Below are 11,832 nucleotides of genomic sequence, written 5' to 3'. Positions count from 1 at the left end.
CGTCTTGCGACGGGTCGCTCACTCAAAAAACTGACAGGCTACTTCCGAAGAAGTATCCTATTTCATTATTTCTTGTGAACATTTGATATTTTAAGTTAGACGCCAATCCGAAGATTGACGCTGCACTTACATCAAATGCCCACACTTATCGACTGTTAATTGTTAAAGAACTGTATTCGGTTACTGCTTTCGCGCTATCGACAAAGCGTTGTGTTTGTCAGCTGCGAAGAAGGAAGAGTATGAAGCATTTTGCTACGTCCGTCAACTCCTTCTTTTACTGCCCAGCCCCTGAAGGCTGTCCCTTTTGTGCCGCAAACTAGTGCGTCTCATCGGGGAGGCGAACTATAGCAAAGCGCCCCAGTAGTAGCAAGGCTTTTCCGGAGCTTTTGCATGCAACTGCTACAATTTCGCCCCCTTCGCGCCAAACGGCGCTTGCCTATATATAGAACCATAGAAGATTCACCATGAAACAACAAGCTCAAGGATCAGGCCTGACCCTGAAACGAGCTGGCTTTACCACTGGCTTCGGCGTGCTCGCCGCCACCCTCGGCTCCGCAGTCGGTCTCGGCAACATCTGGAAATTCCCCTATCTGACGGGCGCCAATGGGGGCGCCGGCTTCCTGCTCATCTATTTGCTCGCCACCCTATTAGTGGGATTGCCCGGGATGATCGCGGAAATTACCCTGGGGCGCCGGGCCAAGGTCAATCCCATCTCGACCATGGAACAGCTGGCACCGAAGGGCAAGCCCTGGTGGCTGGTTGGCGTGATCGGCATGGTCGCAGCCTTCCTGATCGTCGCGTTCTACTCGGAAGTGGTCGGCTGGGTGTTTGCCTATATCGCCAAGGCCATCGATGGCTCCATCCTCAGCAGCGACAAGCTGGTGACGGAAGCGGCCTTCGCTTCACTGATCAGCAATCCCTTGCAATCGCTGTTGTGGCAATGGGGCGTGCTGCTGTTTATCGGCGGCATCCTGATGCTGGGCGTGACCAAGGGCATCGAAGCGATCGCCAAGAAGCTGATGCCGCTGCTATTTCTGTTACTACTGCTGCTATGTGCGGTCAGCCTGTCGCTGGATAAAGCGGGCGAAGGCCTGGCCTTTTTGTTCCGCCCGGACTTCAGCAAGCTGACGGCTTCCGTCGTGCTGACCGCGATGGGCCTGGCCTTCTTCAAGTTATCTGTCGGCATGGGCACGATGATGACCTACGGCAGCTATTTCCGCGATGACCAGAATATCCCCGTCACGACTTTGCGCGTGATGGCTGCCGACCTCGGTGTATCGATGCTGGCTGGCATCGCCATCTTCCCCGCCGTGTTCACGTTTGGCTTCGCCCCCAGCGCGGGACCGTCGCTGGTGTTCATCACCATCCCCGCCGTGTTTTCACAAATTCCCATGGGGCAAGTTCTGATGGTGGTGTTCTTCATCCTGGCCGCAGTCGCCGCAACGGGCGCGATGCTGTCGCTGATGGAAGTGCCCGTGGTGATCTTCCATGAACGCTTTGGCTGGACACGTGCCAAGGCTACGGTTGTGACCATGCTGCTGCTGGCCATGCTCGGTTCCGTATGCGCGCTGAGTAACAGCACCCTGGCGGACTTCAAGCTGTTTAATTTGAATATGTTTAATCTGTTCGACTTTGTCTCGTCGAATATCTTCCTGCCCGTGGGTGGGATCGCGATTGCCTTGTTCACAGGCTGGGCCTGGGGCAAGCAACATTTCATCGATGCGATCGGCAATCACGGACAGTTGCAGAACAAGGCCCTGGCGCATGTGCTGCTGTTCCTGCTGCGCTTTGTCTCGCCCGTGCTGATCCTGATCGTGATGCTGAAAGGTTTGAAGGTTTTCTAACTGCTTCAGTAACTAGAGCACCCGGGTGTAGGTCTGGCGCACCAGCACCCGGTCGCCGCAATCGAAATGCCACCATTCGCTGTTGATGCCAAAGAAGCCCGCCTGGAACATGGCGTCCCGCAACAAGCGGCGGTGTTCTACTTGCTCCTGCGTAATTTCCCCTTTTTCCAGCAAAACCAGTTCCAGCGCTGGATGCGAGCGCTCACTGAGGTCATCAAAGCCCGTGCCCATGTCCAGTTCCTGCCCGTCAGGTCCGACGATGGTGATGTCGAGCGCCATGCCGAACGAGTGGATCGAGCCGCGCGACGGTTCAGCGATATAGCCGAGCAACTCCGTTCCCTGCAGCGCATCCCACAGTTGCTGCTGCACCCGCTGCGGACGCAGGGCGTCGAGCACCAATAAATGATGATCGGGGCGATGCGCGGCCAGCCAGGCCACGGCCTGTTCCAGTGCCGCGGCCGCATCGCGATGCAGCCAGGCGCAATCGATGGGGTTATATAAATCGCGGCCGACAAAATTGTCGGGCGTAGCGTAGCGCAAGTCGACGGCGATGCCGTCAATACTGCTCAGGTGGCGAAATTGCGGATCGCTGCCGACCGCCTCCAATTGCAAACTTGCAACAGACATCAGACTCCTCTTTCCAGGCAGTTGCGCGCCGCCACGCCAATGCTGTCGGCCAGCCGCCGCGCGCCATGGGACAGCGGCGAGTGGCTCGCCGTCAATAAATACAGTTGGATGGGGATGCTCGGCGCCCAAGGACGGCGCTGCAGGCGATCGGGCGAGCCGGAGGCGGCCGTAAACGGGTCGACCACGGCCATGCCGGCGCCCGCTTCCACCAGGGAGCGGGCAATTTGATAGGTTTGCACCACGGTACTGAAGACAGGGTGGATATCCTGCGCCTCGCAAGCGGCCACCACCAGTTCACCCAGCGGATCGTTGTCCGCATGGCCGATCAGCTCGCCATTCAGGCCATGCGCCGTCAACGGCGTGCCGCAATCTGCCCCCTGCCAGGTGCCGGTCGGCGCAATCACCGTCATGACACCGTGCGCAATCGGTTCGGCCACGATGCCCGGATGGCGCGGGTCTTGCAGCGATACGGCCAGGTCCGCTTCACCAAGGCGCAGGGTATTGACGATCTCGCCCGTGTGGTGGGTGGCCAGTTGGCAACGCGTGTGGGGAAAGTCGCGGCGCCACTCCGTCATGGCAAACGGCAAGACGCTGATGGCGAGCGTCGGCGTGGACACCAAACGGATGGTTTCCACCGCATGGCCCTTCAGGCTGGCCGCCAGGCGGCGGATGCCCAATAAATCGCGGTTGAGCTTTTCCGTCTCGACAAACAGGCGGTGCGCCTCCGGTTTCGGGTACAGCTTGCCCCGCACGCGCTCGAACAGTGGCATGCCCAGTTGCAACTCACAGTGCTGCAAGACCTTGGTCACGGCCGGCTGCGAAATATGCAGCACCTGGGCCGCGCCGCTGATGGTGCCAACTTGCATGATGGCATGAAACACTTCGATATGACGCAGCCGCATGAGCTATTCCTTTACCTTGCCGTGGCCACTTGGGCCGTCAACGTTCAGCATATAAGAAAAAGTCATGGGTTGGAACGGCCGTGCTACTTTGTTGCAACAGCTGGCGCCGGCGTCGTCAGCACTTCCAGCAAGGCCGCCGTTTCGCCATCGGGCGTGCCGTCAAACAATGTGTTGCGGTATTTCATCTGGAAGGCGATCAGCACATTGCGCGTCGCTTCGTCGAAGATACCCGTATTCGGCGTCGCGTAACCGTGCTGGGCCAGCTTCTTCTGGAACCAGACGGCGTCCGGCACTTGCTGCTCAAAAATAAGGCGCTGCGCGGCAACACGGTTGGCATCGGGCCAGACGATCAGGCCCGCATCGGCCAGCTGGCGCCATGGGAACAGGGGGCCCGGATCCTGCTTGCGCTGCGGGGCGATTTCGTTGTGGCCGAGGATATTTTCCGGCGCGATGTTGTAGCGTGCCTGGATATCTTTCAACAACGGAATCAACTCATCAATCTGTGCCTGCGGGAAGGGATACCAGAGGCGGCCTTCCGGCGTGTCCTTGTAGCCGGGGTTGACGATCTCGATGCCGATCGAGCTGACATTCAACTGTGTATAAGTCTTCCAGTTACTCACACCCGCGTGATTGGCCTGGCGCGATTCGTCGACCAGCACGTAAAACTTCGGCTTGTCCGTGTCGGTCAACAAATAATGGCTGCTGACTACTTGTTCTGTCAGGATCTTGATCGAACGCGGCAAGTCGCTGACCGTGTAATGGAGGACGATGAATTTCACGCGCGGGCTCTGGCTGCGCGCCGTCAAACTATGGTCGAGATGCGGCGCGGGCGTGGTACAGGCGGAGAGCAGGGCCACCAGCAGGGCGAGGGCGATTTTTTTCATGCAAGATCCATGGTCGGGTTAATAAAATAATCAGTCTTTGCCGGCATACAAGCTGGCCGTCCTGGCTGCCAACCTGGCTGCGGCCTCATGCGAACGGGCAACTTTTTGCTCCATCATCAACGATACCGGCAAAGCGGCGCGCATGGCAACCGCGATGGCTGGGTGCAATTGCGCCGCCCGCCCCGCCAGCACCACGGGACGGGGGCCGTAACGCGCCGTCAGGGCCAGCACCAGGCGCGCCAGTTCCCGCCCCGCGCACTGCAAGATCTCCAGCGCGAACGGGTCGCTTTCCGCACTGGCGGCCACGGCGAGCGCCAGCCGGCCGATAGCGCCCCGGTCCTGGCCATACATGAAGGCGCGCGACAATGACCAGTCGCTGCCGCCCAGTTGCGCAAACACGGCTTGGGCCATGGGCGAACTTTGCCAGCTGCCGGGCGCCTCGTCTTCGCGGCGCCAGATATGGCGCAAGGCTTCGCGGGCGATCCAGTAACCGCCGCCGCCATCGTCGAGCAACACGCCGCGCCCGCCCGCGCGATGAAACCCGCCATCCGCATCGATCCAGGCGGCAATCGAACCCGTGCCAGCGTAGACCAGATAACCTTCGCCCGGTTCAAAACTGTCGCGATAAGCAATGTCGATATCGTTGCCCACGCTGACGTGGGCGGCGTCCAGCGCCAGCAGGGTGGCCAGCATTTGCGCCAGGACAACATCGTCGCCGCCAAAGCCCGTCAAGCCAGCCACCACGGCGCGCGGCTGGCCAACAGCCAGCACGGCCTGGCACAGCCGGGCAAACGTGGCGTGCACGGCTGAGCGGCCCGCATCGCTGCTCATTTGCAAGGCAGACAAGCCTTCCACTGTGCCGTCGGCCACAATGGCGCCGTCAACGGTGGCCAGAGCCCAGCGCGTCTGCGTGCCGCCCGCGTCGATGCCCAGGCCCAGCACGGGCACTGCATTATTGGCTGTAGGGAAGGAAATCATGGCATGAGTGTAAAGCCAAGCGAAGCTTGCAGGCATGAAAGCTTGCGCATGTTTCATGCCTGCAGGTTATGGACTGCCGGTGCGCCGGCAACAATTACTTGGCGGGGGCCGTAAACGGTTCGCGCACGGTGACGCGGGGGCTTTCATTGCCGAGACGGTCCACGGCGCTGACCACCACCGCGTTGACTTTACCAGTGGCGTCATCGACCAGGGTCAGCTCGCCCTGTACGCCTGTGACCACGGTAAAGCGCCAGTCTTCGCCGTAGCGGGCCCAGACGGCGTACTGGGCCACGGGTTTGCCGCCGCCGGCCGCCAATTTGACGTTCAGGCTGCTGGAATCGCGGCGCAAGGCCAGCACAGGCGTGCCCGGTGCTTCCTTGCCCAGCCACGGCGTAGCGGGAATCAGGGCTGGGCTTTGATACACGGTCGCTTTGAGTTGCTCGCTGACACCCTTGCGGTTCTGCATCAACGGCACCATGCTGAAATGCACTTGTCCATTCGCGCCGGGGCGCGTGCGCGTCACTTCGATCTGCTTGATAATCTCTTGCGGCGTGAAGGACTTGGCGGAATTGTCGATCCGGCTCGTATATAAACCCGGCCACACGTGGCGGCCATACGGGTTTTGCGCCAGCCAATAGTCGAGCAGCACGCCAAACGCTTGCGGCGCCTGCGCCACGGGCCAGTACAGCTGCGGCGACAGGTAATCGAGCCAGCCCTTGGCCAGCCACAGTTCCGCATCCGCATACAATTTGTCGTACTGGCTGAAGCCGACGATGCCGGCAGGGCGGCGGTCGGGACGGCCGATGCCGAACGGACTGATGCCGAAGCGCACCCAGCTCTTTTCGCGGTGGATGCCTGTGTATAACGCTTCGATCAGCTGGTTGACGTTCTGGCGGCGCCAGGAAGGGCGGTCCAGCTGGCCACCGGCCAGCAGATATTGCTGCCAGGAAGGTTCATCGGGAAACGGCAGTTCGCGCTTGGCGCCGCCATTGCCCGCATCCAGAGCGGCCGTCTCGGCACCGGCGCCGGCGCCAGGCGCGTCGATCGGATACGGATAAAAGTAATCGTCGATGTGCACGCCATCAATATCGTAGCGGCGCACCACGTCGAGCACCACGTCCGTCGTGTGTTTCGAGGCGGCGGCATCGCCCGGGTCCATCCACAGGTAGCGGCCGTATTGCTTGACGGACGCCGGATTGGTGGAAGCGAAGCTGTCGCGTGCCAGCGGCGACTTGGCTGTCGCGTGACGGGCCCGGTAGGGGTTGAACCAGGCGTGCAATTCAAGGCCCCGCGCATGCGCCTGCGCCACCCAGAAAGCCAGCGGATCATACAGGGGCAGTGGTGGCTGGCCTTGCTTGCCGGTCAGGTATTCAGACCATGGCTCCAGTTGCGATGGGTAAATCGTGTCCGCGCTGGGCCGTACCTGCAGCACAATCGCGTTCAGATTCAAGGACTTGGCACGATCGAGGATGGCAATCGCCTCGGCTTGCTGCTTGGCTACCGGCAAATTGTTGCGGCTGGGCCAGTCGATATTGGCGACCGTCGAGACCCAGGCGGCACGGAATTCGCGCGGCGCCGGCGGCGGCACTTCGCCCGTGATGTGCTGCACGGGCGGCGTGGCAGGCAAACCCGCTTCGCCTGGCGTCACTGCGGAGGGCAGCCTGGTGCTGGTACAGCTGCTAAGCAATGTGGCGGTGGCCAGCGCGGCCAGCACGCCAGCCGTGGTGCCCAGGCGTTTTTTGAAAGTAGACAACAAAACAATTCCTTGCAGTGGTGAAGCGCAGGTCTATCGGTGCGGGCATTTTACTGTGCGCCCGCCATCCTTGCGGGCGCACGGTTCAAAAGAATCAGGCCTCGGCCTTCTTGCCGAATTCGGGATCGATCTTGACCAGCGCTGCCATGATGAAAGCAGGAATGGTGGCGATGCAAACCCAGATGAAGAAATGCTGGTAGCCAAGCATTTGCTGTATCCAGCCGCTCGCCATACCTGGCAGCATCATGCCCAGGGCCATGAAACCCGTGCAAATGGCGTAATGGGCCGTTTTATGCGCGCCGTCAGAAACCATGATCATGTACAACATATAGGAAGCGAAACCGAAGCCATAGCCAAATTGCTCGAGCGCAATGCCACTGGCGATCACATAGATGCTGCTGGGCAAGGCGCTGGCCAGGTAGACAAACACCAGATCGGGCAAGTGAACGGACAGCACCATGATCCACAGGCAGCGTTTCAAGCCGAAGCGGGAAATGATGTAACCGCCCAGCAAGCCACCCAGGGTCAGGGCGATTACGCCGATGGTGCCGTAGACGAGGCCCACCTGTTCCGTGCTGAGGCCCAGGCCCCCCTTGGCGACGGGGTCAAGCAGGAAGGGTGCGGCCAACTTCAACAGTTGCGCTTCGCCGAGGCGGAACAGCAGCAAAAAGCCCAGGATGACGAGAATATCCTTCTTCCTGAAGAAGGCGGCAAAGGTGGCGACGAACTCTTGCATAGGAGAAATACCGGCGCCCGGGATGCTGGGGCGGTCCTCCTTCGGTTTCGGCAAGACAAAATAGTGATACAGGAAGAGGGCGATGAACAGGCCGGCCAAAATCGCAAACACGACGGACCAGGCCAGCTGCACATTGCCCGTCGCATGCGTCAGATAGCCGGCCAGAAACACGAGACCACCCTGGCCCGCAATCATCGCCAGACGGTAAAACGTGCTGCGCACGCCGACGAAGGCCGCTTGCTGGTGTTCTTCCAGTCCCAGCATGTAAAAGCCGTCGGCGGCAATATCATGCGTGGCGGAACTGAAGGCCATCAGCCAGAAGATGGCTAGGCTGATCTGGAAAAAATGCGGCAGGGACGTCGTCAGGGCCACCAGCGCCAGCGCAGCGCCGATCACCAGCTGCAAGCCGACGATCCAGAAGCGCTTGGTGCGGTACATGTCGATGAAGGGCGACCACAGGGGCTTGATGACCCAGGGCAAATACAGCCAGCTGGTATACAGCGCGATATCCGTATTGGAAAAACCATAGTTCTTGTACATGATCACGGACAAGGTCATGACCACTACATAGGGAATGCCCTGGCCGAAATACAGGGAGGGGATCCACAGCCACGGCTTATTCGTGCGCGCCGGGGCGGTTTGTTTCGCTAGCTCCATACATCCTTCTTTGTCTCCCAGACAGAAGAATGCCGCGCCATCGGATCAGGCCGCCAGTGCCGCCCGCACACTGCCGTCCGCGCCGGCCAACAATGCCTGTGCCTGGTTTGTATTGATTTTTTTGATCAAGGCAACAATCGCTACCTTGACGTGATAGTGGCATTGCTCGAGCACGGTCCTGGCCTGCGCCTCACTGGCGCCGGTGGCATGCATGGTCAGACGCACCGCCCGCCAGATCAGCTTGGCGTTGGTCGGCTTCAAGTCTACCATCAAGTTTCCGTAAGTTTTATGCAAACCCACCATCAGGGCGCTGGAAATCGTGTTCAGGGTGATTTTTTGTGCCGTGCCCGCTTTCAAACGCGTACTGCCGGAAATGACTTCCATGCCCGTGTCGAGCACGATGCCGCATTGCGCCTCGTGCGCCACGGGAGCATCCACATTATTGGCAATGCCGATGGTCAGGGCGCCCGCCGTGCGCGCAGCCAGCAGCGCGCCCAGCACATACGGCGTGGCGCCGGAGGCGGCCAGCAGGATCACCACATCATTGGCCTGCGGCTGCAGGGCCAGCAAATCCCGCTCGCCTTGCTCCACATCATCTTCCGCCCCTTCGACGGCCGCAAACATGGCACCCGCCCCGCCGGCCAGGATAGCGACGGCCCGCTCGGGCGGCCAGGAAAAGGTGGGATTGAGTTCAACACTGTCGAGTACGCCCAGGCGGCCCGATGTGCCCGCACCCACATACAGCAGGCGTCCGCCAGCGGCGATGCGGGGCAGGGCGGCCGTGATGGCGGCCCCGATTTGCGGCGACGCCAGACGCACGGCTTCGACGGCCCAGAACTGATCATCGACCAGGGCCGCCACCAATTGCTCTACCGGGTACAGATCCAGATCCGGATGCCGCCGGCTCGGGGTTTCAGTTTTCAACATGATTTCAGAACATGGTTGAAGGTGAAACCAGTTTAATACCAACCAGCGACATCAACCATGAAAGCTTGGCAGGTGGGCATAACGGGAGCTTATGGCTAGTGCAGGAAGGTGGGGTGCTACTTGTACTTCGATACGCTCCCGTTTGTGTCTATACTTCAGCTCGACGCCAACATCCACGACACGCCCCATGATCGCTCGCCAATTGCTGTTCCTGTTTAGCGCTCTTGGCGCCATCAACGGTATTTTCCTGGCCGTCTATTTTTTCAGCCGCCGGCCTCGCTGCCTCGCCGACTGCATGCTGGGTGCATTGCTGCTTGCCGTCGGGGTGCGCACCGCCAAATCCGCCTTCCTCTTCTTCAACCCTGCGATCGCCATTGAATTCCGCCAGCTGGGCCTGTCGGCCTGCCTGCTGATCGGTCCCTTGACCTATCTCTATGTGCGCTCTTTCCTGGCCGGGCTGGCGCAGTTGCCTGCCGGCCAACAATGGCGTTGGCATCTCGGCTTGTCCTTCCTGCTGATAGGCATAGGCGTTGCCTTTCCGTATTCCGCGTATCGTCCCGTGTGGGACCTGTCGAGCCATGCCATTCATGTGTTCTGGCTATGCTACCTGCTGGCAACTGCCAAGTTGCTCTGGCAAAGCCGCCATGCGTGGCTGAACGACGGACAGCGGATGGCCACCAGCAGCGTGCTCCCGCTGAGCGTCTTTGCAGGCAGCTGTGTCATGCTGGCGGCGTACGCGAGCACGCCGTTCACGTCCTATATTGTCGGCGCCTTGTCGTTCACCTTCTCGCTGCATGTCGCGGTCATGGTCTTTCTGCTGAGAAAGGAAACCTCGACGTCTGCCGACCCGAAGCAGAAGTACCAGAATAGCCGCCTGACGCACGAAGATGCGCTTGCCGTGCTCGCTGCGCTGGAACAGCAGATGAGCGGGCAGAAATCCTATCTGAATCCGAACCTCACCCTGGCCCAACTGGCCAAGCGGGCGGGATGCACGCAGGCGCAGGTATCGCAGGTGCTGAATGACAAGCTGAGCAAGAGCTTCACTACCTACGTCAACGAATACCGTATCGCCGAAGCGAAACAGGTATTGACCGACGAGCCGCAACTGAACCTGGATATCGTTGCCGAGCGCTGCGGATTCAATTCCAGTTCCACCTTCTACTCTACCTTCAAGAAAGTTGCCGGGCAGACGCCCGCCAGCTTCCGGGTCCAATCTGGCCAGGCGGCCAGGGCCATTTCCGCGTAAATTCTCTCCGGAATCGCCATTCCGGAGTCTGAAATCATGTTTGGCGACATCAATTCCCCTGCATTTCGATAACTTATCGACCAGCAACGATCTGAAATAGTCGTTGCTCCGATAAACGCAGTTCTTCACTCAGGGTAAAGTCATGATTCAGTTTTTATTGCGCACGGTACTCGCCTGTTACTTGCTAAGCATCACCGCCATCGGTACCGCCGCAACCGCAGACCAGGACGACAATGCCATCCGGGAAACCGTGCGCTTGTATCTGCATGGCACCAGCTTCAACGTACAGGACGAGATCAACCAGGCCTTCCATGCAACTTCCCGCCTTTACCTCGACGGCAAAAACGATGCGGAATGGGAGTTGAGCGGTCAGGAATACGCCAAACTCTTTTCCCAAGGGAAAATAGGGCAATTCAATGGACGCCACGGGCGACTGATCAAGGTGGATGTGAGCGGCAAGGTGGCCACCGCCAAGGCCGAGATCCACATTCCCCAGCAAGGGGTCCGCTATGTGGATGTATTCCTGCTGAAAAAGATCGCCGGCAACTGGAAGATCATCAGCAAGTCGGCCCATCGCGAACCAGCGGCCCCGCGCCAGGCACGCAAGGTGCTGCTGGTCGTGTCGAATGTCCATCAATATCCCGGCACGAAAATTAACGCAGGCAATAATTTTCCCGAGCTTGCCTATACCTATGATGTCTTTCGCAAAGCAGGGTACGCGGTCGACTTCGTCAGTCCCGAGGGTGGCGCCATTCCGCTGGAAATGATCGTCACGTCGGACGAGTTATTAAAAAGGCATCTGTACGACAGTGATTTCATGTGGGCACTGGCCCATACCAAGCCTGTCTCCGAGGCCAGGGCAGACGAGTATGCGGGCATGGCGTTCGTCGGCGGCGGCGCGGCCATCGTCGGCATCCCGGAAAACAAGCCGCTCCAGGACATCGCCTTGCGTATCTACGAACAACAAGGCGGGGTGATCGCGGCCATCTGCCATGGAACCGAGGGCATCAAGAATCTGAAACTCAGTGACGGTACTTTCCTCATCCAGGGCAAGGTGCTTACCTCCTTCCCCGATGCGTTTCTCAACAAGGAATCGCCGGTATACAAGGCCTATCCCTTTTCGGCAGAAGCCAGTATCAAGCGCCATGGCGGCATCTTCAGGCACGGCGCCAACGGCAAGAGTCACGTCGAGGTCGATGGCCGGCTGGTGACCGGCATGAGCTGGGAGTCGTCCGTCGGCGTGGCGGAATCCATGATCCGCCTGTTCCAGCAGTAGAT

Annotated in this window: 10 protein-coding genes; 3 read left to right on the top strand and 7 right to left on the bottom strand. The window is 59.8% G+C overall.

Annotation, left to right across the window (positions count from 1 at the left end):
- Positions 1-464 precede the first annotated feature (464 nt).
- On the top strand, positions 465-1,844 hold the full coding sequence (locus ACQ4WZ_RS23155) for a sodium-dependent transporter (protein WP_436574611.1): 1,380 nt from the start codon (positions 465-467) through the stop codon (positions 1,842-1,844).
- 12 nt (positions 1,845-1,856) lie between these two features.
- Here ACQ4WZ_RS23155 and ACQ4WZ_RS23150 read toward each other — a convergent pair whose 3' ends face one another.
- The 7 genes from ACQ4WZ_RS23150 to ACQ4WZ_RS23120 form a co-directional block, all read right to left on the bottom strand.
- Positions 1,857-2,471: a M15 family metallopeptidase gene (locus tag ACQ4WZ_RS23150; RefSeq protein ID WP_101483256.1), complete on the bottom strand. Its 615-nt coding sequence runs from the start codon at positions 2,469-2,471 to the stop codon at positions 1,857-1,859.
- Positions 2,471-3,373, bottom strand: a complete 903-nt coding sequence (locus tag ACQ4WZ_RS23145; RefSeq protein ID WP_101483257.1) for a LysR family transcriptional regulator — start codon at positions 3,371-3,373, stop codon at positions 2,471-2,473. The genes ACQ4WZ_RS23150 and ACQ4WZ_RS23145 overlap by 1 nt, the downstream gene beginning before the upstream one ends.
- A gap of 83 nt (positions 3,374-3,456) precedes the next feature.
- A complete protein-coding gene (locus tag ACQ4WZ_RS23140) occupies positions 3,457-4,257 on the bottom strand; it encodes an N-acetylmuramoyl-L-alanine amidase (protein ID WP_133989035.1) in 801 nt (266 codons plus the stop codon).
- Between the two features lie 30 nt (positions 4,258-4,287).
- Positions 4,288-5,235, bottom strand: coding sequence for an N-acetylglucosamine kinase (locus ACQ4WZ_RS23135; RefSeq protein WP_436574610.1), 948 nt, complete (start codon positions 5,233-5,235; stop codon positions 4,288-4,290).
- A gap of 94 nt (positions 5,236-5,329) precedes the next feature.
- Entirely contained in the window at positions 5,330-6,991 is a 1,662-nt protein-coding gene (locus ACQ4WZ_RS23130; RefSeq protein ID WP_436574609.1) for a glycoside hydrolase family 10-like protein, read from the bottom strand.
- Between the two features lie 91 nt (positions 6,992-7,082).
- Positions 7,083-8,381 (bottom strand): MFS transporter, encoded by a 1,299-nt coding sequence (locus ACQ4WZ_RS23125; RefSeq protein ID WP_436574608.1) that lies wholly within the window; start codon positions 8,379-8,381, stop codon positions 7,083-7,085.
- Between the two features lie 45 nt (positions 8,382-8,426).
- Positions 8,427-9,308: an N-acetylmuramic acid 6-phosphate etherase gene (locus ACQ4WZ_RS23120; RefSeq protein ID WP_101483262.1), complete on the bottom strand. Its 882-nt coding sequence runs from the start codon at positions 9,306-9,308 to the stop codon at positions 8,427-8,429.
- Between the two features lie 202 nt (positions 9,309-9,510).
- Here ACQ4WZ_RS23120 and ACQ4WZ_RS23115 point away from each other — a divergent pair, with 202 nt between their 5' ends.
- The gene (locus ACQ4WZ_RS23115) at positions 9,511-10,554 is read left to right on the top strand and encodes a helix-turn-helix transcriptional regulator (RefSeq protein ID WP_436574607.1); all 1,044 of its coding nucleotides are present in this window, start codon (positions 9,511-9,513) and stop codon (positions 10,552-10,554) included.
- 142 nt (positions 10,555-10,696) lie between these two features.
- Positions 10,697-11,830 carry a nuclear transport factor 2 family protein gene (locus ACQ4WZ_RS23110; RefSeq protein ID WP_436574606.1) on the top strand — a complete coding sequence of 378 codons (1,134 nt, stop codon included), beginning with the start codon at positions 10,697-10,699 and terminating at the stop codon, positions 11,828-11,830.
- Positions 11,831-11,832: the final 2 nt, after the last annotated feature.

Origin of the sequence: Janthinobacterium darwini (assembly GCF_051380905.1) — a bacterium.
Classification (GTDB): domain Bacteria; phylum Pseudomonadota; class Gammaproteobacteria; order Burkholderiales; family Burkholderiaceae_D; genus Janthinobacterium.
The sequence above is the reverse complement of the archived record's forward strand: the minus strand, read 5'-3'. Positions and strand labels throughout refer to the sequence as shown.